Consider the following 25,079-nt stretch of genomic DNA (forward strand, 5'->3'; position numbering starts at 1 on the left):
ACCTTCACATCAATGTGATGGTTTGAACATACGCAACGTGCGAAACCACACCACACGATCAGCCGGGCCCGTCGCGGGAGCCGGCGATCAGAGACTACCCCTGCCCGCTCTGGCCGCGTTGGCCACGGCCGCCTTCGTCACCGTCCTGACCGAGGCCCTGCCCGCGGGTGTGCTGCCCGCGATGGGCGCCGACCTCGGGGTCGGCGAGTCCGCGATGGGACAGGCGGTGACGATCTACGCGATCGGTACGGCGGTCGCGGCGATCCCCCTCACCGCGGCCACGGCCGGATGGCGGCGCAAACGCCTGCTGCTGACCGGGGTCGCGGGCTTCGCCGTCGCCAACACGGTCACCGCCGCCTCGCCGTACTTCGCGCTGAGCCTGGCGGGCCGGTTCGTCGCCGGAGTGGCCGCGGGCCTGGTGTGGGCGCTGCTGGCGGGCTACGCCGGCCACCTCGCACCCGCCCACCTGCGGGGCAAGGCCATCGCGGTCGTCATGACCGGCATCCCGCTCGCCCTGTCCCTGGGCGTGCCCGCGGGAACCTTCCTGGGCGGCTTCCTCGGCTGGCGGGCCGCCTTCTCCGCGATCACCGTGATCGCCGCCGTCCTGCTGGCGTGGATCGCCGTGGCGGTCCCCGACCGGCCGGGACGGCGGCACCGGGACCGGCACCCGATCCTGCCGACCCTCAGGATCGCCGGCGTGGTGCCGATCCTGTTCGTGACGCTGGTCATGGTGCTGGCCCACACCATCCTCTACACCTACATCGCCACCTTCCTGCGGCGGTCCGGCATGGGCGGCTCCGTCGACCTCGTGCTGCTGGTCTTCGGCGCCGCCTCCATGGTGAGCATCTGGATCGTCGGCGCCCACATCGACCGCAGGCCACGGCTCCTCATCGTCGCGGCCAGCGTCCTGTTCTCCGTGGCGGCGGCCGTCCTGGCCGTGCGGGGGGCCGATCCCGCGCTGGTCTACCCGGCGGTGACGCTGTGGGGGCTCGGCTTCGGCGGCGCCCCGACCCTGCTGCAGACCGCCGTGGCCGTGGCGGCGGGCCAGGCGGCCGACACCGCGCAGGCCATGCTCGTCACCCTGTGGAACGCGGCCATGGCGGCGGGCGGGGTCGCCGGGGCGGTCCTGCTCGGACTGCTGGGCCCCGGCTCCTTCCCGTGGAGCGTCCTGGCCCTGCTGGTCCCGGTGCTGGCCGTCGTGATCGGCGCCCGCACCGGCGGCTTCCCCGCCGCGAGGCGAGGCGCCCCCCGCTGAGGGCGCCCGGCTCACCTGCCCGCCAGATGACGCAGATAGGCCTCCCGGTCGAGCGGGTCGCCGCCGGCGCGCGGACGCGCGGGCGGGCGCCCGCTCACCGGCCGGTCCCCGCCGGGGGCCGACCACCACACCCCCTCACCGTGCGAGAGTCCGGGCAGTTCACGCTGGAACACGTGGACGGCCCCGGCCGGGATCTCCCCCTCCACCGACCAGGCCGCCTCCCGGGCCGCCGACCCGTGCAGCCGCGCCCCCAGCGCGGCCAGCCGGGCGGTGACCGGGCCGAGCGCCTCGGCGGGGATCTCCAGCTCGAAGGAGTGACACGGCTCGTAGACCCGGGTCCCGGCCAGGCGCAGCGCGCCCATGAGGACCAGCGGGGTCAGGCCGCGGAAGTCGGACGCCGTGCTGACCGGCCCGCCGAAGCCGCTGTGGGTCAGCGTGACGGCGCAGTCGGTGACCGGCCAGCCGTACAGGCCCTGCCCCAGGGTCTCGTGCACGCTCTCCTCGATCGCCCGGTCGAAGGCGGCCGGAAGCGCGCCCAGCTCGACCTCGCGCCGGAACCTCACCCCGGAGCCCGGCGCGCCCGGCTCGACCCGCAGCCCGACCGTCGCCCAGAAGTCGGGCACCCCGCGCCGGTGGTTCATCTCCTCCAAGAGCGCGCCGGTCCCCGCGGGCCGCTCGGTGTACACCGGCGTCGAGGGCTCGAAGACGGCCCCGGCCCCGAACTCGCGCTCCAGCCTGGCCGCGATGACCTCCTTCTGCACCTCCCCGTACAGCAGCAGCGAGGTCGCCCCGTCCGGTGTGAGGCGCGCCTGGATCAGCGGGTCCTCATCCGCCAGGCGCACCAGCGCGGCGCGCAGCCGGGCCGCCTGGTTCCGTCGCGGCGGCCGTACGAGCGTCTCCAGGCTCGGCGGCGGGAAGCAGGCGTCGGCGGAGCCGGGCGGCAGCGGGCCGATCAGGTCGCCGACACGGACCCCCGACAGTCCGCGCACCCTGGCGATGTCGCCCGCCCTGGCCGGGTCGCCGCCGGAGGAGGCCGCGCCGGGCGCGACGACCCGCAGGGCGGTGATCTGCTCGGTGCGCTCGGCCGTACCGCCGCCCGGCTCGCGGCGCCGGTAGGTGACGCGCTCGCGGACGCGCAGCTCGCCCGAGCGCAGCCGCAGGTAGGCGACCCGCTCCCCGCAGGGCCCCGGCTCGATCGCGAAGACCGTCCCCCGCGCCTGGCCGCCCGCCGGGGGCGGCACCGGCAGGTAGCGGCGGATTCCCTCGACGAGGCCGCCGACGCCCTGGCCGCCCAGCGCCGACCCGAAGAACACCGGGTACAGCACGGCCGCCGCGCTCTGCCGGGCCACCGCCGCCTCGAGTCGCGCCGCCCCGGGGGTGCGGCCCGCGACGAGGTCTTCGAGCAGTTCCTCGTCGTGCTCGGCGAGGATCTCCGCCGCCCGCGCGTCGTGCGGCGGCGCAGGCCTCACCCGCACGCCCGCCGTACCGGCGCCCTCGACCGACGCCATGGGCAGCAGGTACGGCCACAGCGTGCGGCGCATCCGCTCGAGCAGCTCCTGCGGGCGGGCGCCGGGGCGGTCGACCTTGTTGACGAAGATCAGGGTGGGCAGCTTCAGCCCGCGCAGGACGCGCATCAGGACCCGGGTGTGCGCCTGCACCCCCTCGACGGCCGACAGCAGCAGCACCGCGCCGTCGAGCACGCCGAGCGCGCGCTCGACCTCGGCGACGAAGTCCGCGTGTCCCGGCGTGTCGATCAGGTTGACCTGCAGGTCGCCGACCCGGAAGGGGGCGACCGCGGAACGGATGGTGATGCCTCGGCTGCGCTCGATGTCGCCGCTGTCGGTCTGGGTGCTTCCCTCATCGACGCTGCCCAGGCGCCCGATGGCCCCGGTGTCGAAGAGGAGACGTTCGGTCAGGCTGGTCTTACCGGCGTCCACATGGGCGAGAAGACCGATGTTCACGGTGGGCATGCTGGGAGAAGTCCTCGAAAACTCTCGTCCGGAAAAGGGGCTGAGATGTTCCGAAGACTCGCCGCATTGCTTCTCCCCGATCGGTGTGCCGGACCGCCTCATGATGCCACCCGGGCGTCCGGGACGCGCAACCGGATTTCCGGCCTCCAGCAGACCGGTGCCGTGCGTCCGCGGCGGGCAGGGGCTCTGGCGCGCGTCACCGGCCGGGCGCGGAGCACGTCACGGCACATATGAATTGAGGCGAGGTGATTCGCCTTGTTATGGTGAGGACATGGCTTTCCTCTTCTTCGTCTGAGTCCGGGCACGGCCGACGCCGCCGTCTCTGCCGCCCGTGGACCCTTCGTACGATCAGGGAAAGTCATATGCGCGACCGCGCCCATACCGTCCTGCCCGCTGCCGTGGCGCAGCTGTCCGTCAGGAACGTCACCAAGTGCTACGGCACCCGGACCGTCCTCGACCAGGTCTCCTTCACCGTCCGGCCGGGTGAGAAGGCCGCCGTCGTCGGTGAGAACGGCTCCGGCAAGTCCACCCTGCTGCGGCTGCTCGCCGCGGCGGAGCCGCCGGACGCCGGGCAGGTCACCGTCGCCTTCCCCGGAGGCGTCGGACACCTCGCCCAGACCCTCGGCCTCGACGCGGCCCGCACCGTGCAGGACGCCGTCGACCTCGCCCTGGCCGAACTGCGCGACATGGAGCGAAGGCTCCGCGCCGCGGAGGAGTCGCTCGCCGGCGCCTCGGAGGAGGAACTCGCCGCGTACGGCGAGCTGCTCGTCGCGTACGAGCGACGCGGCGGATACGCGGCGGACGCCCGGGTGGACGCCGCGATGCACGGGCTCGGCCTCGCCCGGATCACCCGGCTGCGCCCGCTCGGCTCGCTGTCCGGCGGCGAACGGTCCCGGCTCGCGCTCGCCTGCGTCCTGGCCGCCGCCCCCGAACTGCTGCTCCTGGACGAACCGACGAACCACCTCGACGCGGCGGCCGTGCACTGGCTGGAGGAGCACCTGCGCGCCCACCGCGGCACCGTCGTCGCGGTCACCCACGACCGTGGCTTCCTGGAGCGCATCGCCACCACGATCCTTGAGGTCGACCGGGACGAGCGCACCGTGCACCGCTACGGCGACGGCTGGGCCGGCTACCGCGCCGCGAAGGCCGCCGCCCGGCGTGGCGCGCAGCAGCGGTACACCGACTGGGCGCAGGAGGTGGCCCGCGCGGAGGAACTGCTCAGGGCCGCGGGCAGGAGGCTGGCCGTCACCGGCCGCGACCCGAAGCAGGGCTTCGGCAAGTACCGCCGCTCCAGCGAGGCGAAGCTCGGCGGGCAGGTGCGCTCGGTGCGGGAGCGCCTGGACCGGCTGCGGCGCGACCCGGTGGCCAGGCCGCCGGCACCGCTTCGTTTCACGACGGCGCCGCCGACGGTGGACGGCGGCCCGGCGCAGGGCCCCCTCGCCGAGCTCGACGGCGTGCGGGTCGGGGAACGCCTGCGCCTGGACGGGCTCCTGACGATCACGCCCGGACAGCGGCTGCTGGTCACGGGAGACAACGGCGCGGGCAAGACGACGCTGCTGCGGGTCCTGGCGGGCGACCTGACGCCGGACGCGGGCACGGTACACCGGCCCGCCCGGATCGCCTACCTCGCCCAGGAACCGCCCGCGCACACCACACGGCTGACGCTGCTCGCCGCGTTCGCCGCGGGACGGCCCGGGCCGCCGGACGAGCACGCCGAACGGCTCCTGTCCCTGGGCCTGTTCCGTGAGGAGGACCTGCACGTCCCGGTCGCCGCCCTGTCGGCGGGGCAGCGGCGGCGGTTGCAGATCGCGACCCTGGTGACCCGGCCCGCGGACCTTCTCGTCCTCGACGAACCGACCAACCACATCGCACTCGACCTGGTCGAGGACCTTCAGTCCGCGCTCGCGGCGTACCCGGGGGCGGTGGTCGCGGTCTCGCACGACCGGGGCTTCCGTGCGCGCTTCGAAGCCGAGCGGCTGGAACTGCACGCCGGCCGCAGGCGCTGACCCGGCCCGGCCTGCTTCCATCCTGAATCGCCTGACATCCGTCAACGCACCGAAACAAGGGATTATGACCACTTTCCTGACACCACAGCAGCGCGCCGACCGCACCGCCGCCGCCGTCGAGGCGGCCGTCACGGCCGGGCGTGATCTCGGCCTGACCGTCACCGGCCCCACGGTGCTCCACGACGTCTTCTCGGTCGTCGTCCACCTGGCGCCCTCGCCGGTCGTGGCCCGGGTTCCCACCGTCCTGCCCCGCCCCGGCGACCTGGCCGCCCTCGCGCGCCGCCAGCGGGACGAGCTGGACGTCACGCGGTGGCTGGCCGACCAGGGGGTCCCCGTGATCGCGCCCAGCCCGCTCGTGCCGCGCGAACCCGTGCGACGCGACGGGTTCTCGATGACGTTCTGGACGTTCGTCGAACAGGCGCGGGACAAGGAACCCGACTACGTGGCGAACGCCGAGAGCGTCGCCGACCTGCACGCGGCGCTGCGCGCCTACCCGGGCCGCCGCCTGGAGTTCCTGTCCGCGGCCGACCCGCGGTTCATCGCCGACGGCCTCGCCCTGCTCGACCGGCATCCCGGCCTGATCGGAGCGGCCGAACTCGACCGGGCCCGCCGCGAATGGCGCCTCCTCGAACCCCTCGTACGCTCACGCGGCGCCTTCGAGGCCCGCTTCCCCGGCGTCGGCCTCCAGCCTGTCCACGGCGACTGCCCGCCCGCGAACATCGTCAACGCGGTCGACGGCGATCTCTACGCCGACTTCGAACTGGTCACACTGGGGCCCGTCGAGTGGGACCTGGCCGCTCTCGGGCCCGAGCACGAGGCCGCCTACAACCGTGGCGCCCGGCGCAACGGCATGAGACCGCTCAACGAGGAGGTCCTCGCCTTCGTCAACGCCCTGGGCATGCTGCGGATCATCGCCGCCCTCACGCTGGTCCCGCAGCTGCCCGAGCTGATGGGCTACCTCGAACCCGCCGTCGACCGTTGGCGGGCGACACCCTTCGCCGGCGGCGTGAACGTCTGACACCGGCCCGGCCGCTGGAAACGCACCGGCCGGCTGCCAGCGGCTAGCCTGTGATCCGTGGCGCAGCATGAGTACGACGCGGCCGAAATCACCGTGCTCGAGTTCGACGAAGTGGTTCTCAAACGGCCCGGTATGTACTTCGGCGTCGGACTGGACGATCCGGGGCTGCCGGTCACGCTCCTGTCCGTTGCGGCTCAGCACGCGCTGCACCCGGCGGCACACGTCGCGGAGGACCATTCGCTGACCTCTGTGATCGAAATCCTTGGCGATCTTCGCTTCGCGGTGACGATCAACCAGCGGCACACCTGGCCGGACTCACCGCCCCTCGGATACCACGGCTCCCTGATCGGTCCGGAGTGGTGGTCCCTGGCGGCCATCGCGGCGCTCTGCGGAACGACGACCGCCGAAATGTGGTGCGACGGCCGGGGCTTCGGCCAGGAACTCGCCGGTCTCCGGCCTCGTACCGCGGTGTGGCGGTTCGAGCCGCCCCCTGGAAGCGGTACCCGGGTCACCTTCACCCTCGACGCGCGGCGCCTTCCGCCCGGCACCGCGTTCCCAGCCGACCTGGGCGGCCTCACCGTTCATGGGCCGTACTGCGACGCGGCGGACGGGCCCGGGACCGTCGCCGTCCACGACAGCAGGAACGGCCCCGGCATCGGCGCCTCGTTCTTCTGACCTTCCCTGCGGGCCCGTCAGGACCGGTGCGGGGCCCGGGGCGTGCAGGCCGCCGGACTCCGACGGGCAGGCGCACCTCCGCCTGGTGAAGGAGGTGACGCGACCGGGAAACCGAACGCCACCGCGATCCCCACCGTCGACAGGGGCACCCCGTTCTCGGCCGCGTTCCGCCGCGCGGATGCTCGTGTTCCCCGGGTTCCCTGCGTCCTTCGCTCATGCCGTGCCTCACCGAGGCTTTCAGGGTTTCGCGGGGGCGCCCCCCGGGATCACCGGTCGTGGTCGTGGAAGGGGCCCCTCGGGCGTCTGCTCCGTGGCCCGTCTCCGATGCGTGTTGTCTTCTCAAGGCCGGGACGGGGGCCCGCCGCCCTTGGGCACGAGACGCAGGAACGATCTCGCGCGGGCGGTCGCGGGGGCATCGAAGAAGACGTTCGGATGCTGCTCCTCAAGGATGTGGCCGGCGTCCATGAACGCCACCCGGTCGGCGACCTCCCTGGCGAAGGGGATCTCGTGGGTGATGACGACCATGGTCGTGCCGCAGGCCGCCAGGCTCCGGATGGTCCGCAGCACCTCCGCGCCCAGCTCCGGGTCCAGGGCGGAGGTCGGCTCGTCGAGGAGGATGACCTCCGGCTCCATGGCCAGCGCCCTGGCGATGGCGACCCGCTGCCGCTGCCCCCCGGACAGCCGCGCGGGATACTCGTCACGCTTGTCGTCCAGGCCGACGTGGGCCAGCAGACGCTCGCCCATCTCGACGGCGTAGGAGCGGGGCAGACGCCGTACCGAGATCGGGCCCTCGATGACGTTCTGCAGGACGGTCATGTGCGGGAAGAGGTTGAGGTGCTGGAACACCATGGCCGTCCGGGCGCGGATGTCACGGACCAGGCGCCTCCTCGAACGGCCCTGCCCCCGCGCCGGATAGCTCAGCGTCGTGCCGTGCACGGTGACGCTGCCCGCGTCGGGCTCGTCGAGCAGGTTCAGGCAGCGGATGAGAGTCGTCTTGCCCGACCCGGACGGCCCCATGATCACCACGACCTCACCGCTGTACACGGTCAGGTCCACGCTCCTGAGCACCTCCAGGTCACCGAAGCGCTTGTGCAGCCCCCGCACGTCGACGGCGACGTTCCCGCTCATGCGTAGGCCCTCCCCAGCCGTCGTTCCAGCGCCCCCTGCCCGGCGAAGAGAACGGTGTTGATCAGCCAGTAGGCGGCGCCCGCGACCGTGAACGCCTCGACGTAGCGGAAGGAGGAGCTGCCCGCGGTCTCGGCGACGCGCGTCAGCTCGACCACCGTGATCACCGAGGCGAGGGAGGTGTCCTTCATCAGCGAGATGAACCGGCCGCCGATGGCGGGGGCGGCCACCCGCAGCGCCTGCGGCAGGACGACCCGGCGCAGGGCCAGGCCGTGGGACATCCCCATCGAACCCGCCGCGTCCCACTGGCCGCCGTCGACGGCCAGGACGCCGCCGCGCAGGTTCTCGCTCAGGTGGGCGCCCGCGTAGAGACTGAAGGTCAGGATCGCCGACGGGACGGGCGGCAGCCGCACGTCGAGCCGGGGAAGTCCGAAGTACACGAGCATGAGCTGGACGAGCGGCGGTGTGCCGCGGAACACCGAGACGTAGACGATCGCGGCCACCCTGAGCGGCCGGCGCCGGGAGAGCCTGGCCAGCATGACGAGGCCGCCCAGCACTAGGCCGAACACGAACGACACCACACCGAGTAACAGCGTGACGGCCACGCCGGAGAGCAGGCCGGGCATCGGCAGGGAGAGCAGGTCCATCGAGCGCGTTCCCTTCTGGGCGTTCAGCCGGTCCGTTCGGCCGGTGTCCCGCGGAGTTCGGGTGGGGGCCGTGCGGATCGGCGCGGTGGTCGTCGTGGCGCGAGGTCATGGGGCCTGCTCCGGAGGCCGGTATCCGCGGGCCGTGTCCGGGGCGTGGCTGACATGGGACAGGCCCAGGCCCAGCAGCATCCGGACGTGGGCGTCGTCGAGGCGGTGGTAGGCCATGCGCCCGGACCGGCGCACCCGCACGACGTGACAGGCGCGCAGCAGGCGCAGCGTGTGGGAGACCGCCGACTCGCTGTGGCCGCACGCCGCGGCGATGTCGCACACGCACATCTCCCCGCCCTTGAGCAGCGCGATGATCACCCGCAACCGCCCCGGGTCGGACAGCAGCGCGAAGACCCCGGCGAGTTCCTCGATCGACTCCGCCCCCGGCATCGCCTCGGCGACCGTGCCGACCCGATCCGGATCGACCATGCGCACCGCGCAGCCCTCGCCCGCGGAAACATATGAAGCTCTGCTCATATGAAGAAGCGTAGATATCGTTTTCGCCCGCCGCCATATTTCATTCCGGATGAATTTCCTGGCGATATGGTCAGGTGAGTGAACAATCGCTTTTTTTGACGATTGCGGGCCCGGCCGAACGGGCCTTGCTCCTCGCTTGAACTGCCGAGATGCCCATTGGTTTCGTGTGGCGAAAAATCCCAAAAACCAACGCCTTTTTGTGTTTTTGTGTTTTTGATCGGTCTTCGACCGGCCGATGTTCCTGTTTCAGGCTTACGCATGAAAAGGCTGGCATATCCCTTCGGGAGGTCGGATGGCGGCCGCCTTCCTGGCCGGAGGCGGTGCCGCGGCGCCGCGTGACCTCCCCTCCGGCTTGGCCGGTCCGGCGCCGGGCTGCCCGGCGCACGGCGGCCTCCGCCGCGCCGTACCCGGTCCGCCGCCCGGCGCACGGCGGGTGGGATGTCGGTGATCCCCGCTAGGGTCACCGTCCATGCCGAGCAGTTACCTGTCCTGGGCCGCCGCGGTCGAGCTGTTCGAGCGGCGCGGCCTTGCCCGGGAGACCTACCGTGACCTCTACGAGGAGGAGTACATCCTGCACCCCGGCGCCGCCCTGGTCACCGGGGAGCTCTCCCTCGACGACCACGACGGCTCCCCGTGGTGCGCCGACACCCCGGACCAGGCGACGGGCTACGTGATCGACGGCGACCTGACCGTCGAGGGCAACATCGTCAACGTCGACGACGGGGCCGCCGCGCTGGTCGTCCTGGGAAACCTGCGCGCCGCCAACGTCCTGCTGGAGGGGGACGTCAAGCTCGTCGTGCTGGGCGACGTCGAGGTCGAGACCTTCGTGGGCAACTGGACCGACAAACTCGTGAAGGTCCACGGCGACCTGCGCACGGCGGTGACGATCCTCTGGAACGAGTTCTGTCCCGATCTGGTCGCCGGCACCCTGCGGGGCAGGGTGCTCGCCCCCCGCTACATGGATCTCACGGACCTGGGAGCGGGCGGCCTCGAAGACCCCGACGTTCCGCTGTCGGCTCTCATGGTCCCCGAGGTCCTGGTGGACGGTGAGCCGGGGCCGGACGACTTCGCCGAGATCGGCGTGCGCTCCGGGGCGCTGCGTGAGCGCCTGAGCGCGGGCCTTCCCCTGATCCGGGGAGGGCGCGCCGTACCGGCCGCGTCCTCCTGAGCGGGGTCAGCCCGCCTGGTCGGTGACCGTCTGGGACATGACGGCGCTGGAGCTCATGAGGGTTCCCGCCCTGCCCCGGCTGGAGTCGGCGATCAGGTAGTCGCGTGTGCCGAGGAAGGCCAGGGAGTCGGCGTCGAAGATCCACTCGGTGCGCTCGCCGTCGGCGTCGAACGCCACCGCGATGCCCTGACGGTTCATCGCGTCCGCCGACCTGGCCACCAGGCGCACGCCGGGGATGAGCGCCGTCGCCCGGTACAGCGCGGCCCGGGTGGCGGGGGGCACGATCCGTTCGCTCATCAGGCCCTGGATCTGGTCGAAGGCGCGAAAGGGATCCCCGTCGCCCTGCCAGGTGTACAGCTGTTCGAGCAGGACGGTGACGGCCGCGGCGATCCGCTCGGCCTCCTCGGCGGGGTCGCGGACCGGCATCCGGGACATCGCGGCGCGGTGCCTGCGGGCGGCGCGGGCGGTGTTGCGCATGACGTTGGCGGCGATGCCGAACAGCCACGGCCCGACGCCGCCGCCGTCGGGCTTCAGCCGTCCGCGGAGCCGCCAGGCCTCCAGGAAGGTCAGCGACACCGCATCCTCCGCCGCCGTCCGGTCCCCCGTGGTCCGGGCGGCGTAGCGGTAGATCGTCTGCGCGTGTTCGCCGAACAGCTCGCTGAAAGCCGCCGGGTCACCGGCTCTGAGCCGGGTACGCATTGTTCGTTCCACACCCGTACCTGTCCGCCGCCCCCGCCGGGTTCCTGTGATCCGCGTCACCCTTCACCCGGCCGTCCGGGCGGGAGCCGTTCCCTCGGGTGCCGGAGGGTTCAAGATTGTTCCCTTACCGCCACGTCACCGGCCCTCGGCCACGATCAACCTGCGGTGAGACGTACGGCGGTCGCTTTCCGGGGATTCGTCCCGCGGCCCATCGGATCACAGAACGTCTTGGGGCGTGAGTAAGATTGGTTCTCAGGTCGAGAGGCGCTGCAACGGGCTCACGCCCGCCACGCTCGGCCCGCACCATTCGAACAAGGGCGCCTCCCAGCTGAAGGGAGGCCTCGAAGTGGAGAAGACAGCGCCGGTCGAGACGCGTGCGGAGCGTACGCGGCGGCTGAGGGACATCCTCGACCAGCGGATCGCGGTGCTCGACGGCGCGTGGGGCACGATGCTCCAGGGCGCGAAGCTCACCCCGCAGGACTACCGGGGCGACCGGTTCACCGACCACGAGATGGACGTCACCGGCGACCCCGACCTGCTGAACATCACCCGGCCCGACCTCATTCTCGACGTGCACCGGCAGTACCTCGCGGCCGGGGCCGACATCACCACGACCAACACCTTCACCGCCACGAGCATCGCCCAGGCCGACTACGGCCTGCAGGAGCACGTGCGGGAGATGAACCTGCAGGGCGCGCGGCTGGCGCGTCAGGCCGCCGACGAGGCGGGCGGGAAGTTCGTCGCCGGATCGGTCGGGCCGCTGAACGTCACGCTGTCGCTGTCGCCCCGGGTGGACGACCCGTCCTACAGGGCCGTCACGTTCGACCAGGTCAAGGCGTCCTACGCCGAGCAGATCGCGGCGCTGGCCGACGGCGGCGTCGACCTGCTCCTCGTTGAGACGATCTTCGACACGCTCAACGCCAAGGCGGCGATCACCGCCGCCCAGGAGGTCGCGCCCGACCTGCCGCTGTGGATCTCGGTGACGATCGTCGACCTGTCGGGGCGCACCCTGTCCGGTCAGACGGTCGAGGCGTTCTGGAACTCGGTCAAGCACGCCAAGCCGCTGGTCGTCGGTGTGAACTGCTCGCTGGGCGCCGTGGAGATGCGCCCGCACGTGGAGGAGCTGGCCAAGCTCTCCGGCACCTACACCGCCTCGCACCCCAACGCCGGCCTGCCCAACGCGTTCGGCGGCTACGACCAGACGCCGGAGGAGACCGCGCACCTGCTCGGCGAGTTCGCGGCCGAGGGGCTGGTCAACCTCGTGGGCGGCTGCTGCGGCACCTCCCCCGCGCACATCAAGCAGATCGCGGGCATCGTCGCCGGGCGGGCGCCGCGCCAGGTCGCCACCCCGCCCAGGCGCAGCCGTTTCTCCGGCCTGGAGACCTTCGAGATCGGCCCGGACACCGGCTTCGTCATGATCGGTGAGCGCACCAACGTCACCGGCTCCGCGCGGTTCCGCCGCCTCATCGAGGCCGGGAACTTCCACGCCGCCGCCGACGTGGCGCTGGAGCAGGTCCGGGGCGGGGCCAACCTGCTGGACGTCAACATGGACGCCGACCTGCTCGAAAGCGAGCAGGTCATGACCTCCTTCCTCAACCTCATCGCGACCGAGCCGGAGATCGCCAAGATCCCGGTGATGATCGACAGTTCGCGGTGGAGCGTGCTGGAGGCCGGGCTCAAGTGCGTCCAGGGCAACGGGGTGGTCAACTCCATCAGCCTCAAGGAGGGCGAGGAGCCCTTCCTCGAACAGGCTCGCAGGGTCAAGAGCTTCGGCGCGGGCGTCGTCGTCATGGCCTTCGACGAGCAGGGGCAGGCCGAGACGGCCGACCGCAAGGTCGAGATCTGCGGGCGCGCCTACGACCTGCTGACGCAGCAGGTCGGTTTCGCCCCCGAGGACATCATCTTCGACCCGAACGTGCTGGCCGTCGCCACCGGCATGAGCGAGCACAACGGCTACGCCAAGGAGTTCATCGAGGCGCTGCCGCGCATCAAGGAGCGCTGCCCCGGCGCGCTCACCTCCGGCGGCATCTCCAACCTGTCGTTCTCCTTCCGCGGCAACGACGTGGTGCGTGAGGCGATGCACTCGGCGTTCCTGCTGCACGCCGTACGGGCCGGGCTGGACATGGGCATCGTCAACGCCGGGCAGCTCGCCGTCTACGCCGACATCCCCGCCGACCTGCTCGAACACGTCGAGGACGTCCTGTTCGACCGCCGGGAGGACGCCACCGACCGGCTCATCGAGTTCGCGCGGACGGTCTCCGGGAGCGGCACCGAGCGCAAGGTCGACCTGTCGTGGCGGGAGCAGCCCGTCGCCGAGCGCCTCGCGCACGCGCTGGTGCACGGCATCACCGACTTCGTCGAGGAGGACACCGAGGAGGCCCGCAAGATCGCCGCGAGCCCCCTTGAGGTCATCGAGGGCCCGCTCATGGACGGCATGAAGATCGTCGGTGACCTGTTCGGCTCGGGCAAGATGTTCCTGCCGCAGGTCGTCAAGAGCGCCCGGGTGATGAAGCGCTCGGTGGCCTACCTCGAACCGTTCATGGAGGCCGAGAAGGAGCGCGCCCGGCTGGCCGGGCAGGTGGAGACCCGCAAGGGCCAGGGCAAGGTCGTGCTGGCCACGGTCAAGGGCGACGTCCACGACATCGGCAAGAACATCGTCGGGGTGGTCCTGGGCTGCAACAACTACGAGGTCGTGGACCTGGGCGTCATGGTGCCCGCCGCGAAGATCCTCGACACGGCCGTGGCGGAGGGCGCCGACGCCGTGGGCCTGTCCGGGCTGATCACCCCCTCGCTGGACGAGATGGTCTCGGTCGCCGCCGAGATGGAGCGGCGTGGCCTGAAGCTGCCGCTGCTCATCGGGGGCGCGACCACCTCAAGGCAGCACACGGCCGTACGGATCGCCCCCGCCTACACCAACACGGTCGTGCACGTCCTGGACGCCTCCCGGGTCGTCGGGGTGGTCTCCGACCTGCTGGACGCCGAGCGGGCGGAGGCGCTCGACGCCGCCAACCGTGAGGAGCAGCAGGCGCTGCGCGAGGCGCACGAGAACCGCAGGCGCCAGCCGATGCTCACCCTGGAGGAGGCCCGCGCGAACGCCGAACGCCCGGTGTTCGACGAGCTGCCCGTCCCCGAGTTCACCGGCCTGAAGGTCGTCAGGCCGAGCCTGACCGAGCTGCGCGAGATGATCGACTGGCGCTTCTTCTTCCTGGCGTGGGAGCTCAAGGGCACCTTCCCGGCGATCCTTGAGCAGCCCGCCGCCCGTGACCTGTACGACGACGGGCAGCGGCTGCTCGACCAGATCATCGCCGACGGCTCGCTGCGGCCGGAGGGCGTCTACGGCTTCTGGCCGGCGCACTCCGAGGGCGACGACCTGGTGCTGGAGAACGGCATCAGGATCCCGATGCTGCGTCAGCAGACGCTCAAGCCCGAGGGGCGGCCCAACCGCAGCCTCGCCGACTACGTGGCGCCCTCCGGGGACCACATCGGCGGGTTCGCGGTGGCCGTGCACGGCGCGGAGGAGCTGGCCGCCCGTTACGAGGAGAGCCACGACGACTACCAGGCGATCATGGTCAAGGCGCTCGCCGACCGTCTGGCCGAGGCGTTCGCCGAGCAGATCCACCTGCAGGCGCGTCGTTCCTGGTTCGAGCCGGACTCCCAGCCCGTCCTTGAGGACCTGCACGCCGAACGGTACCGGGGCATCCGGCCCGCGCTGGGATACCCGGCCTGCCCCGACCACACCCGCAAGCGGACGCTGTTCGACCTGCTCGGCGCGGAGTCGCACGGCATGGTCCTGACCGAGTCGTACGCCACGACCCCGGCGGCGAGCGTCAGCGGGCTGCTCTTCGCCCACCCCGACGCCCGCTACTTCACCGTCGGACGGCTCGGCCGCGACCAGATCGAGGACTACGCGCGTCGTACGGGGATGAGCCAGGAGGAGACCGAGCGCTGGCTGCGCCCGAACCTCGCCTACGAGCCCGAGTCCTGATCCGCCTGCTTCGCGCGGTCCGTGCCCCGATCGTTCGGGGCACGGATCAGCGGACGCGCCTGGCCGCCCTGCCGCCCAGGTGCAGGAAGGCGATCTCGCCCGCGTCGTCCCGCAGGAAACGGCCGATGACCTGCTTGGGGTCGGCGGCGATCGTCAGGTCGTCGGAGCCCTCGACCAGCGCGAGCGGCATGTCGGGCATGCCCTCGACCCCCGCGGCCACCAGCTCGGGCCGCAGCACGAACCGCGCCGTCAGTTTCTCGTCCACCTCGAAGATCCACTGCCCGGCGTCGTAGCTGCCCGCGTACTCCGGTCCGGGCTCACCCAGCGGCAGCAGTACGGCCTGCGACGGCACGCCGAGCAGGTGCTCCAGGCACCAGTCGGTCACCAGCGTGCCCAGAACCCTGCCCGGCGCCGAGTTGGTGAGCGTGGTGACGGCGAAACCGTGCTCGGGGGCCAGCACGAACGACGACAGCTGCAGGTTGCCGATGTTGCCGCCGTGGGTGACCAGCCGCAGGCCCGGCCGTTCCTCAAGCAGCCACGGCAGGCCGATGCCGCTCCACGGCGCGCCGAGGTGCACGTGCTCCCGCTGCATCAGCTCCCTGGTCGTGGCTCCGACCGGCCCCTGGCCGTCCACGGCGCCCGTGCCCAGGTGGAAGGCGGCGTAGCGGAGCTGGTCGCGCACCGAGGAGACCAGTCCCCCTTCGGGCATGCCCTCGCGGAACAGCCCCCAGGTGTGCGCGACGTGCGGGCCGTCCGGCCGGACGACGTGGCCGACGGCGTGCGGCCGGGTCGCGACCTCCCAGGGGAAGAAGGAACTGGAGTCCATCCCCAGGGGCGTGAGCACGATCTCGCCGACCGCCGTCTCGTACGGCTTGCCGCACACGACCTCGACGATCCTGCCGAGCAGCCTGAACCCGGCGTTGCTGTAGGAGGCGAGCCGCCCCGGTGCGAAGAGCTGGGGCAGTTGGTCGTAGGTGGTGATCGAGGCCGCCAGGGCGTCGGCGCCCCAGCTGTCGCCGTCGTCGACGTCGCCGAGGAAGCCGCCGGTGTGGGTGAGCAGGTGCCTGACGGTCAGTTCCTCGGCGGCCTCCTCGTCGGCGAGCCGCAGGTCGGGCAGGTAACGCCGTACCCGTCCGTCCAGGTCGAGCAGGCCTTGCTCGACGAGGTGCATGATCGCCGTCGCGGTGACCGTCTTGGTGGTCGAACCGATCTGGAACAGCGTGTCGCCCGTCACGGGGGCCGGGGCGTCGACGCTGGCGACGCCGGTGGTGAGGACGTGTTCGGTGCCGTCGACGATCACGCCGACGGCTGCGCCGGGAACCTGGAGGGCTTTCGCCTGACTGTCGAGCAGGTCCCGCAGGTGGGTGAGGTCAGCCATTCACCCATCCTGCTGACGACCGGATCGCGAGGGCTTCGTCGGCCTCCACCATTTCCCGCGCCTGGTTCGTCCGGCAGCCAGAGCGGGATGCATGATCTTCCGGGGTCCGCACGCCGGAGACGCTCGGCCGGTTTCCCGGGCCTGGGAAGGGAGGAGACAGGTGAATCGATCGAAGGCCAGAGCCATAGCCGTGGAAAAGCTCGGATACTGGGCCGGTGAGGCCGCGTCCGAGGTCGGGGAGAGGCTTCTCGACGGGAGCGTCCGCGAAAGGTACGTGGACGAACAGGGGAAGACCTGGACGATCGCCTCAAAGGCATTCTGGGATGGCGAGGATATTCGCGTCGTTGTCTCCGTGGACGACGGCGGTCTCCTCTCGTCACTGTTCCCGGAGTCTCAGAGTGACGTCATCAGGGTTTGAGACCGTGTGCCGGGGTCCGCCGGTGACTCCCGCATGGAGGGGGCACCCGCGGACCACGCGGACAACGGAGACTAGCGCCAGACCTGGGCGTGGCGGATCTTCACCGGAAGGACGGGCTTACCGTCGACCGGCGGGGTGGGGCCGTCCGGCGTCGGCTGGATGCCGCCCGCGGCGACACGGTCGAGGGCGGCCAGACCCGCCGCGTCGACCGTGCCGAAGACCGTGTAGTTGGGCGGCAGGCCGGAGTCTCCGTAGACCAGGAAGAACTGGCTGCCGTTGGTGTCAGGCCCGGCGTTGGCCATGGCCAGCACCCCGCGGGCGTAGGTCTTGCGCGTGCCGGTGGTGTCACCGGGCCACGGCGGCAGGTCGGTGGGCAGCTCGTCCTTGTACTTGTAGCCCGGACCGCCCTCACCGGTGAAGCCGGGGTCGCCGCACTGCAGAACCTTGAGGCGGTCGTAGGCGGTCAGCCGGTGGCAGCCGGTGAAGTCGTAGAAGCCGTGCCTGGCCAGGTGCACGAAGCTCTGCACCGTGCAGGGCGCCTTGGCGGCGTTGAGGGTCAGGCCGATCCGGCCGTGGTTGGTGCTGAGGGTCGTGGTGACCGTCCTGGTGGGGGTGCGACGCGGGTCCGGCGGCAGCGGCACACGCCGTACGGCGGGGTCGTCCGGCGTCGGGGTGTAGTGGCACGGCCCGTTCGTCGGCCTCGGCGGCCTGCCCCCGGCCTGGTTCGCGGCCGAGTCAGTGGCCGAGTCAGTGGCCGAGGACGCGGCCGGGTCCGTGGCCGCGGAGGCGGGCAGGGAGCTGAGCGCGACCAGGGAGCCGGCCGTCGCGGCGGCCAGTGCGGCGCGGGCCGCGAATCGTAACAACGCGCTGTCGGACATGGTGCCCTCCTGGGGGGTGATCAACAGAACCCCTGAGGTCTAATCGATCTGACCGGCGCCGTCAAGGGTGCCGCCGCTCGCCGGCCGGGCGGTCACCAGGTCTCGTCCTCACGCAGGAACCGCCACAGCCGGTCGGTGGAGTTCTGGTCGCGGGCGAGGTGGAGGGTGTCCCAGCTGCCGGGCCCCTGGTAGGAGTCCAGGGTCAGCGCGAGTGTGGTGTTGAGCCGGGGACGGTAGGCGGCCCAGCCGGTGCGCTGGTCGGAGTCACCCTGCTCGGGGCGGCGCGACCAGTCCTGCAGGGGCGAGCCGTTGCACGTTCGCACGACCACCTTGTCGGCCTCCCTGGGAAGACCCGTCACCGGTTGCAGGCACTTGTTGGCCGCCTCGTTCTTTATCACGTAGTAGCCGTCGTCCTTGACGGTGTAGGTCCATTTGACCGTCCGGTATCTCCACCGGGGGTGACGCAGGGCGATCGCCTCGGCGCCGTCGGCGAGGCTGTCGCCGAGGACGGCGAGACGGCCGCCGTCCATCCGGTTGATGAGCTCCCGGTTGGTCTGCGGGGGGTCGGCGTGCGCGGCGGGCGCGCAGATCAGCACGGCCGCGACGAGCATGGCCGCCACGCACACGATCTGGCTGGCGCTGGGCATGGGGAATCACCTCCGTGATGCCACACAAAGTAGCCACTCGGCTACTTTTCGTGCGCTCTCCCGGGAGGGGCTTCTTCGTCCCGCCGGGTCACACAGTCCTCACGGGCGGCACCGTTTGACTCGTCATGGGCCGGCGTGGGTTGTCCTCCTGGTGGCCGGCACACGTGCTGACGCGTCACCTTTTGACCGGCCGGCCGGTTGCGGCGCGTGGACGCATCCGGCCACAGTGGGCGAGCCGGGCACGAGGCCGGATTCGCTCAGGACGTCGGCCGCCGTCGTGGTCGCACGAAGGCGGCCGGTACGGTCACGCGGACGATCCACCGGAAGGGTGGCCGTGACGGCGCGGCGGCCGGAGTACCGGAGCGATGGAGGATTCCGATGGGCGACGCGGGCTCCGAGCCGAGACTGATCCTGCTGTGCGGACCGCCCGGCTCTGGGAAGACGACGCCGGCCAAGCGGCTGGCGGGAGAGATTCCGGCGGTGCGGCTGTGCCCGGACGAATGGACGGCCGATCTCGGCGTCGACCTGTTCGACGCGGACGTGCGCGACCGGCTTGAGCGGCGGTTCTGGGAGCATGCCCAGGAGTTGCCGGCACTGGGGCAGAACGTGATCCTGGAGTTCGGCTTCTGGGGGCGTTCCGAACGCGACGAGAAGCGTTTGCGGGCGCGCGCTCGGTTTTCCTGTCGAGCTGCGCTATCTGGCCACACCGGTCGACGAATTGTGCCGTCGCCTGGAGGTCCGCAACAGACAGGGGCGCCTGGGACGGCTCCGGTCGGCCGTGAGCTGCTTGAGGAGTATCTGAGGCTCTTCCAGGCTCCCGGCGATGACGAGCTCGCCCTTTTCGACGAACCGCTGTCGTGAGGGGGCCGCCTCAGTCGTGGCCGGGGTCGGGGGCCCACAGCCGGTCGGCGTCTCCCGCGGCGAGCCGCCCCCGGTAGACGTCGATCTTGTGGCTGATGAGGTCGAGACTTTCCCGCACCTCGGCGAGCCTGGCGGTCACCTCGCCGCGGTGCGCCTCCAGGAGGGCGAGCCGTTCCCGTTCGTTGCCCGGCCCGGCCGCCACGAGCTCGGCGTAGTGCCGGATGGTCCTGATGGGCATGCCGGTGGCCCGCAGCTTGGTGCAGACGACGATCCAGTCGAGGTCGATCTTCCGGTATCTCCGCCACCCGCCCACGGTGCGGTCGACGGTGGTGACGACCAGCCCGGCACGCTCGTAGTAGCGCAGCGTGTGCACGCTGACCCCGGTACGGCGGGCGGCCTCGGCGATGCTCAGCCCCTCCTGGGCGTCGGGGAGGGCCGTCTGCGGATTGACTTCGAGCACACTCTAAATCTTAGCCTCGCGGTCGTGCTTCATCCGACACGATTCCGGACCACGGCCGACGAGCCCGGTCGCCGGCTCCTGGTACTCGCGATCTGCTGCGTCAGCGCGGCCGTCGTGGTCATGGACATCTCCATCGTCAACGTCGCGCTTCCCTCGATCCGCCGTGACCTGCACGCCTCGGTCTCAGGCCTGCAGTGGACGGTGGACGCCTACACCCTGGTGCTCGCCGCCTTCCTGGTGCCGGCGGGCTCAACCGCCGACCGGGTGGGCCGCAGACGCGTCTTCCAGATCGGCCTGGCGGCCTTCGGGATCGGCTCGCTGCTGTGCGGGCTGGCGCCGAGCGTCGGCTGGCTGGTCGCGGCACGGGTCGTCCAGGCCGTCGGCGGCACGATGCTCAACCCGGTGGCCATGGCGATCGTCGCCACCGCCTTCCCCGAGCCCGCGGACCGGGCCAGGGCCATCGGCGTGTTCGGCGCGACGACCGGCCTGGCGCTGGCACTCGGCCCGGTTCTCGGCGGCCTCCTGGTCGACGCTTTCGGCTGGCACGCCGTCTTCTGGGTCAACGTGCCGGTCGTGGCCGCCGCGATCGGGTGCGCCGCGCTGTTCGTCCCCGAGTCCCGTGCCCCTCGCCCGCGCCGCTTCGACCCGGCCGGTCAGGCCCTGGTGGTCGTGGTGCTGGGCTGCGTCGTCTACGCGGTGATCGAGTCCCGGCGGCTCGGCTGGACCTCACCGGTGATCCTGGGGCTGCTCGTGGTCGCCGCGCTCGGCGTGCTGGGCGTTCTGCGCCACGAGCCACGCCGTACCGATCCGCTGCTCGAACTGCGGCTCTTCCGGAGTGTGCCGTTCGGGTCGGCGATCCTGATGACCTTCTTCGCGCTGTGCGGGTTCGGCGCCTTCCTGTTCGTGACCACCCTGTACCTGCAGGAGGTGCGCGGCATGTCCGCGCCGGCGGCCGGGCTGTGCCTGCTGCCGGTCGGGGCGCTGACCGTGGTGCTCTCCCCCCTCACCGGAAGGCTGGTCGGCGCGCGCGGCCCCCGGCTGCCGCTGGTGGTCGCCGGGAGCGCCCTGGCCCTGGGCGCTCTGGCCTCGCTCCGGCTCGGCCCCGCGACCCCGTTGCCGGCCGTGCTCGTGACGTTCCTGCTGTTCGGCGTCTTCCTGGGGGCCGTCAACCCGCCGATCACCAACACGGCGGTCTCCGGGATGCCCCGTTCGATGGCCGGGGTGGCCGCCTCACTGGCCTCGGCGGGACGGCAGAGCGGCACCACGCTGGGCGTCGCGATCGCCGGAATGATCATGGGGCCGGCCCTCACCCGCGGCGGTACGGCGTTCACCGCGGCCGAGCGGGGGGTGTGGTGGCTGGTGGCAGGGCTCGGTGTCTGCGTCGTGGCCTTGGGGTTGCTCGCCACCGGGCGCCGGGCCCTGGAGAGCGCGGACCGGACGGCCGCGCTGTTCGATGACCTGGACGGCAGGCCGTGACGGTGTGCCGTCACGGCCTGCCGGCGAACCTGTCGACCAGGAGGTCGAGCCGCTGTGCCGACCCCTCCGCGGGCAGGCGGCCCGAGCGGGTGAGCGCGACCAGGCCGTGCATGGCCGCCCAGAAGACCTCGACGAACAGACCCGGGTCGGCGTCCCCCGCCACGTCGCGAAGCGTGTCGAGCAGCGCGCCGAACCCCTCGCGCAGCGGCGCGGGGGTCGCCGCGTCGGCGAAGGGCAGGCCGGTGTCGAGAAGGAACATCGCGTCGTACAGCGCGGGGTTGCGTTCGGCGAAGCCGACGTACGTCTCCGCGAGCGCGGACACCGCGGCCCGCCCCCCGGAGGAGTCCGCGACCGCGCGACGCATCGCCGCCGCCAGTTCGGCGAACCCCTCCAGGGCGACGGCCCCGACGATCTCACGCTTGCCGCGGAAGTGGCTGTAGAGCACGGGCTGGCTGTACTCGATGCGTTCGGCCAGGCGGCGTGTGGTGACCGCCTCCCACCCCTGCTCCTCGGCGAGCTCCCGAGCCGTCGTGACGATCAGTTGGTGGCGGTGCGCCCGCTCGCGCTCCTTGCGTTCCCGTACCGACATCCCCCGATTCTAGCATCGCTAGACATCCGAGCGTCGATCGAAACGATCTGTTCAGCGGATCGGAAGCGGGACGCCACGCTGGTCGGCCGGACGGGGACCGTGGATGCGCCGGTCGTCCTCGAAGATCGGCGTGTCGTTGATGCTGGCCTCCCTCCGGCTCATGAGCCCCTCCGGGGAGAACTCCCACAGCTCGTTTCCGTAGCTGCGCCACCACTGACCGGAGGAGTCCCGGCACTCGTACTGGAAGCGCACCGCGATCCGGTCACCGTGGAACCCCCACAGCTCCTTGCGGAGCGCGTAGTCAAGCTCCCGGTCCCACTTCTCCCGCAGGAACGCCACGATCTCCGCCCGGCCCGTGACGAAACGGTCGCGGTTACGCCACACGGAGTCCTCGGTGTAGGCCGACGCGACCCGTTCCGGATCACGGGTGTTCCAGGCGTCCTCGGCGGCCTGGACCTTCTCCAGCGCGGTTTCCAGGGTGAAGGGCGGCAGGGGCGGTCGTGTCGTCACGACGGTCTCCTCGGCGTTGTCCGGCAGTCCCTCCATTAGAGCCGTACGGCGGGCGGGAAGGCGTCAACGGGACCCCGGATCAGGACGGCGCCGGGGCCTTCCGCAGGAGACCGGCCCGGGCCCGGATCGCGGCGGCGGCCTCCGGCTCCGGCCCGCCCGTGAAGGTGACGTTGTCCTCGTAGAGAACCCCCGGCGGCGGCGCGTCGGCGCCGACCGGGTCGGCGTCCCACAGGTTGCCCCGGTAGACGACGTTGTCCAGCGGCGGCGACACGTGCAGGACAGCCGTGCTGTCGGCCCTGACGACCAGGTTCTCCTCGACCGTCACCCACGCCGCGCCGTAGTCGGTGTAGAGGCCGAAGTTGTACGGCGTGCGCGTGTCCTCGATGACGTTGCCCCGGATGACCGCCCCCGAGTCGTGGGAGCCGCCCTGCGGACCGGCGAGATAGACGCCTCCCCCGTCGGCCAGCACCTGCATCGTGCCGCTCGTGAGGTTGTTCAGGACGCGGGTGCCCGTGCCGGGCCCGGCGACGATGCCGCAGTGGGGCACGTCGGCGATGTGGTTGTGCGCGACCGTGCATCCGGTCGTGCCGTTCAGCGCGACGCCGGGCGAGCCGGAGAACTCCAGGCCGACGCGGTGGACCCGGTTGTCCTCGACGAGGACCGAACGACTGCCGCCGACCACGATCCCCCCGGCGGAGAGCGTGTCGAAGTCGCACCCGCGCACCGTGACGTCCTCCGACGCGGAGACACCGAGTCCGGTGGCGCCGAGCCGGGTGAAGCGGCACCCTTCGAACCGCACGCCGGAGGCGTTCTCGACCACCACGCAGGCCGGGATCGTGACGGGCTCCCGGGGCACCGTGACTGAGGAGCCAGCGTCGTCGATCGGGACCGTGTCGATCGGGCCGCCGACGTGGAAGCCGCTGCCGTGGTAGTGCAGGAAGCCCTCGGGCCCGCTCGGCCGCAGCCAGGTGGCCTCGGCGAACGTCACCCCGAGGAAGGTCACACCGCGCCCGCCGGTGACACGCACCAGTGTCTCCAGGACCGGCGCGACCACCCGGGTGCGTTCCGGGTGCTCACCGGGCAGGGGCAGGTAACGCAGGACGTGCCGCCCGGGGCGTGAGCGGTCCAGGACGAACGTGCCGGGCTCGGTGAGGAAGGAGGCGTCGTTCTCCACCCTGGTCGGCAGGCCGGGTCCCCGTGAGGTCTGGCCCTGCCAGGTGGAGTTGTACAGCTCCAGGGCGCGTCCGAACGCGGGCTGCGCCATGGTGATCACCGTGCCGTCGCCGCCGGTCGTGACCGAGGCGACACCGATGCGGGCCTCGGTCCACGGGTAGACGCCCCGGTGGACGAACTCCACGTCGCCCGGATTGCGCCAGGCCGACGGCGCCGTGCTGTCGGTGGTGTAGCCGGTCTCGGTCAGGGTGATCTCGCCGGGCAGGGCCTCGACACCCGCCCGTTCGGCCCGCCGGCCGTCCACGTAGAGCTGGCGGGTTTCCAGGTCGCCGACGTCGGCCAGCCACACGCCGTCCAGTTCCCGCCAGCCGGTGACGGTACGGCCGCCGCTGACGACGACCTCCTCCTGTTCGGCGGTGCCGTACCCGTGGGCCCGGTAGGTGACGTGGCCGTCACGGCCGTCACGGCCGGGGGCGGCGGTGAGTTCGAGCGGCTCGGTCAGCGCGTACGCGCCCGCCCTGAGCCGCACGACGACCTCGCCGGTCAGGGCGCGGGCCGCCAGCCCGGCACGGCCGAGGGTGGCGAACGGGCGTTCCCGCGTCCCCGGGGCGGTGTCGTCCCCGTCGGGGGCGACGAACAGTTCGATCATGGATGTGTCCCCTCGAAACATGTTTATGGTGTGCACATGGTGTATACCATAAACATGAGGGATGACAAGGTGAACGATCCTGAGCGCACGGTCGAACTGCTGTGGCGGCGGGACGGCGCGGAGGCGAGGCGGGGGCTGAGCCTGGGCCGGATCGTGCGCGCGGGCATCGAGCTGGCCGACGCCGAGGGGCTGGCCGGGCTGTCCATGCGCAAGGTCGCCGAGCGGCTCGGCTTCACCACCATGTCGCTCTACCGGCACGTGTCCGGCCGCGAGCAGCTCATCGACCTCATGCGCGACGCGGTGACGGGCGAGAGCCCGGGCACCGTGGATGCGGACGTGGACGCGGACGTGGACGCGACGGGGAGGGACGGCTGGCGGGCGCGGCTTGAGGCGTGCGCCAGGCAGGGGTGGGAGCTGCGCCGCCGTCATCCCTGGCTGTCGGAGATACGAGGCGGGCGCCACGTGCCCGGCCCCAACGTCATCGCGCATTACGAGCAGATGCTCGGCGTGGTCGCCGAGACCGGCCTGCCCCCCTCCGAGGTGATCGCGGTGGCCGGTCTCGTCGGCAGGTTCGTCGACTCGGAGGCGCTGCTGCTGGTCGAGGCGGCCGAGGCCGAACGGCACAGCGGCCTCAGTGAGGAGGAGTGGTGGGGAAGCCGTGACACGCTGTTCGAGCAGCTGAACGGCTACCCCGTGATCGCTCGCCTGTGGGAGGAGGGGGGCTACGACCGGCCGGAGGACCCCTTCGAGTTCGGCCTCGCCCGGCTGCTGGACGGCATCGAACTGCTGGTCAAAAAACGTTACGAAACAAGTGACGAAACAGGGGTGTGTGTCGTGTGCGGCACGCCGGTCGAACAACCCTCCTCGGGACGCCCCAGGGCGTACTGCTCCCCCTCCTGCCGCCAGCGGGCCTACCGCAGACGCAAGTCCGACGCCACGTGACGGCGAACCGTACTCACGTCACCTC

23 protein-coding genes and 1 riboswitch are annotated in these 25,079 nt (G+C 71.7%); of the genes, 10 read left to right on the top strand and 13 right to left on the bottom strand.

Annotation, left to right across the window (positions count from 1 at the left end; genetic code table 11):
- The first annotated feature begins 37 nt into the window (after positions 1–37).
- Positions 38–1,255, top strand: coding sequence for an MFS transporter (locus tag ABZ463_RS30960; RefSeq protein ID WP_352012485.1), 1,218 nt, complete (start codon positions 38–40; stop codon positions 1,253–1,255).
- An 11-nt stretch (positions 1,256–1,266) separates the two neighbouring features.
- On the opposite strand, the gene ABZ463_RS30965 is transcribed toward ABZ463_RS30960, so the two are convergent.
- Complete coding sequence (locus ABZ463_RS30965; protein WP_362781425.1) at positions 1,267–3,225, bottom strand: translation factor GTPase family protein; 1,959 nt, start codon at positions 3,223–3,225, stop codon at positions 1,267–1,269.
- 362 nt (positions 3,226–3,587) lie between these two features.
- Here ABZ463_RS30965 and abc-f point away from each other — a divergent pair, with 362 nt between their 5' ends.
- From abc-f to ABZ463_RS30980, 3 genes are all read left to right on the top strand, one after another.
- Positions 3,588–5,231 carry a ribosomal protection-like ABC-F family protein gene (abc-f, locus tag ABZ463_RS30970; RefSeq protein ID WP_352012483.1) on the top strand — a complete coding sequence of 548 codons (1,644 nt, stop codon included), beginning with the start codon at positions 3,588–3,590 and terminating at the stop codon, positions 5,229–5,231.
- 64 nt (positions 5,232–5,295) lie between these two features.
- Positions 5,296–6,249 carry an aminoglycoside phosphotransferase family protein gene (locus ABZ463_RS30975; RefSeq protein WP_362781428.1) on the top strand — a complete coding sequence of 318 codons (954 nt, stop codon included), beginning with the start codon at positions 5,296–5,298 and terminating at the stop codon, positions 6,247–6,249.
- Positions 6,250–6,306: 57 nt separating this feature from the next.
- Entirely contained in the window at positions 6,307–6,924 is a 618-nt protein-coding gene (locus tag ABZ463_RS30980; RefSeq protein ID WP_362781430.1) for a hypothetical protein, read from the top strand.
- Positions 6,925–7,263: 339 nt separating this feature from the next.
- On the opposite strand, the gene ABZ463_RS30985 is transcribed toward ABZ463_RS30980, so the two are convergent.
- The 4 genes from ABZ463_RS30985 to ABZ463_RS31000 form a co-directional block, all read right to left on the bottom strand.
- The gene (locus ABZ463_RS30985; RefSeq protein WP_362781432.1) at positions 7,264–8,052 is read right to left on the bottom strand and encodes an amino acid ABC transporter ATP-binding protein; all 789 of its coding nucleotides are present in this window, start codon (positions 8,050–8,052) and stop codon (positions 7,264–7,266) included.
- A complete protein-coding gene (locus ABZ463_RS30990) occupies positions 8,049–8,696 on the bottom strand; it encodes an amino acid ABC transporter permease (protein ID WP_362781434.1) in 648 nt (215 codons plus the stop codon). Before ABZ463_RS30990 ends, ABZ463_RS30985 begins: the two co-directional genes overlap by 4 nt.
- Before the next feature lie 105 nt (positions 8,697–8,801).
- The gene (locus ABZ463_RS30995; RefSeq protein WP_362781436.1) at positions 8,802–9,221 is read right to left on the bottom strand and encodes a metalloregulator ArsR/SmtB family transcription factor; all 420 of its coding nucleotides are present in this window, start codon (positions 9,219–9,221) and stop codon (positions 8,802–8,804) included.
- Complete coding sequence (locus ABZ463_RS31000; protein WP_362781438.1) at positions 9,218–9,481, bottom strand: hypothetical protein; 264 nt, start codon at positions 9,479–9,481, stop codon at positions 9,218–9,220. The genes ABZ463_RS30995 and ABZ463_RS31000 overlap by 4 nt, the downstream gene beginning before the upstream one ends.
- A gap of 209 nt (positions 9,482–9,690) precedes the next feature.
- Here ABZ463_RS31000 and ABZ463_RS31005 point away from each other — a divergent pair, with 209 nt between their 5' ends.
- Positions 9,691–10,389 (top strand): hypothetical protein, encoded by a 699-nt coding sequence (locus ABZ463_RS31005; RefSeq protein WP_362781440.1) that lies wholly within the window; start codon positions 9,691–9,693, stop codon positions 10,387–10,389.
- A gap of 6 nt (positions 10,390–10,395) precedes the next feature.
- On the opposite strand, the gene ABZ463_RS31010 is transcribed toward ABZ463_RS31005, so the two are convergent.
- Complete coding sequence (locus ABZ463_RS31010) at positions 10,396–11,100, bottom strand: sigma factor (RefSeq protein WP_362781442.1); 705 nt, start codon at positions 11,098–11,100, stop codon at positions 10,396–10,398.
- A 241-nt stretch (positions 11,101–11,341) separates the two neighbouring features.
- Positions 11,342–11,418, top strand: a riboswitch (S-adenosyl-L-homocysteine riboswitch).
- Between the two features lie 16 nt (positions 11,419–11,434).
- On the opposite strand from ABZ463_RS31010, the gene metH reads away from it, so the two are divergent.
- A complete protein-coding gene (gene metH, locus ABZ463_RS31015) occupies positions 11,435–15,073 on the top strand; it encodes a methionine synthase (protein ID WP_352012475.1) in 3,639 nt (1,212 codons plus the stop codon).
- Between the two features lie 46 nt (positions 15,074–15,119).
- Here metH and ABZ463_RS31020 read toward each other — a convergent pair whose 3' ends face one another.
- Positions 15,120–16,451, bottom strand: a complete 1,332-nt coding sequence (locus ABZ463_RS31020) for a serine hydrolase domain-containing protein (RefSeq protein ID WP_362781445.1) — start codon at positions 16,449–16,451, stop codon at positions 15,120–15,122.
- A gap of 160 nt (positions 16,452–16,611) precedes the next feature.
- On the opposite strand from ABZ463_RS31020, the gene ABZ463_RS31025 reads away from it, so the two are divergent.
- Positions 16,612–16,869 carry a hypothetical protein gene (locus ABZ463_RS31025; protein WP_362781447.1) on the top strand — a complete coding sequence of 86 codons (258 nt, stop codon included), beginning with the start codon at positions 16,612–16,614 and terminating at the stop codon, positions 16,867–16,869.
- A 71-nt stretch (positions 16,870–16,940) separates the two neighbouring features.
- Here the strand turns inward: ABZ463_RS31025 and ABZ463_RS31030 are convergent, their stop codons facing one another.
- Positions 16,941–17,771 (bottom strand): peptidylprolyl isomerase, encoded by an 831-nt coding sequence (locus tag ABZ463_RS31030; RefSeq protein WP_362781449.1) that lies wholly within the window; start codon positions 17,769–17,771, stop codon positions 16,941–16,943.
- 68 nt (positions 17,772–17,839) lie between these two features.
- Positions 17,840–18,394, bottom strand: a complete 555-nt coding sequence (locus tag ABZ463_RS31035; protein WP_352012471.1) for an RICIN domain-containing protein — start codon at positions 18,392–18,394, stop codon at positions 17,840–17,842.
- A gap of 378 nt (positions 18,395–18,772) precedes the next feature.
- Between ABZ463_RS31035 and ABZ463_RS31040 the strand changes: the two genes are divergently transcribed.
- Positions 18,773–19,255, top strand: coding sequence for an ATP-binding protein (locus ABZ463_RS31040; RefSeq protein WP_362781452.1), 483 nt, complete (start codon positions 18,773–18,775; stop codon positions 19,253–19,255).
- A gap of 10 nt (positions 19,256–19,265) precedes the next feature.
- Here ABZ463_RS31040 and ABZ463_RS31045 read toward each other — a convergent pair whose 3' ends face one another.
- Positions 19,266–19,715: a MerR family transcriptional regulator gene (locus tag ABZ463_RS31045; RefSeq protein ID WP_352012469.1), complete on the bottom strand. Its 450-nt coding sequence runs from the start codon at positions 19,713–19,715 to the stop codon at positions 19,266–19,268.
- Positions 19,716–19,739: 24 nt separating this feature from the next.
- Here ABZ463_RS31045 and ABZ463_RS31050 point away from each other — a divergent pair, with 24 nt between their 5' ends.
- On the top strand, positions 19,740–21,191 hold the full coding sequence (locus ABZ463_RS31050; protein ID WP_362781454.1) for an MFS transporter: 1,452 nt from the start codon (positions 19,740–19,742) through the stop codon (positions 21,189–21,191).
- 10 nt (positions 21,192–21,201) lie between these two features.
- On the opposite strand, the gene ABZ463_RS31055 is transcribed toward ABZ463_RS31050, so the two are convergent.
- From ABZ463_RS31055 to ABZ463_RS31065, 3 genes are read right to left on the bottom strand one after another with little or no spacing between them, the layout of a single operon-like run.
- Complete coding sequence (locus ABZ463_RS31055) at positions 21,202–21,780, bottom strand: TetR/AcrR family transcriptional regulator (RefSeq protein ID WP_352012466.1); 579 nt, start codon at positions 21,778–21,780, stop codon at positions 21,202–21,204.
- 51 nt (positions 21,781–21,831) lie between these two features.
- Positions 21,832–22,326, bottom strand: coding sequence for a nuclear transport factor 2 family protein (locus ABZ463_RS31060; protein WP_362781457.1), 495 nt, complete (start codon positions 22,324–22,326; stop codon positions 21,832–21,834).
- A 43-nt stretch (positions 22,327–22,369) separates the two neighbouring features.
- Positions 22,370–24,112, bottom strand: a complete 1,743-nt coding sequence (locus ABZ463_RS31065; protein WP_362781459.1) for a right-handed parallel beta-helix repeat-containing protein — start codon at positions 24,110–24,112, stop codon at positions 22,370–22,372.
- 54 nt (positions 24,113–24,166) lie between these two features.
- Here ABZ463_RS31065 and ABZ463_RS31070 point away from each other — a divergent pair, with 54 nt between their 5' ends.
- Entirely contained in the window at positions 24,167–25,054 is an 888-nt protein-coding gene (locus ABZ463_RS31070; protein ID WP_352012463.1) for a TetR/AcrR family transcriptional regulator, read from the top strand.
- Positions 25,055–25,079 lie beyond the last annotated feature (25 nt).

This window comes from Streptosporangium sp. NPDC020145 (assembly GCF_040631275.1).
Lineage (GTDB): Bacteria > Actinomycetota > Actinomycetes > Streptosporangiales > Streptosporangiaceae > Streptosporangium.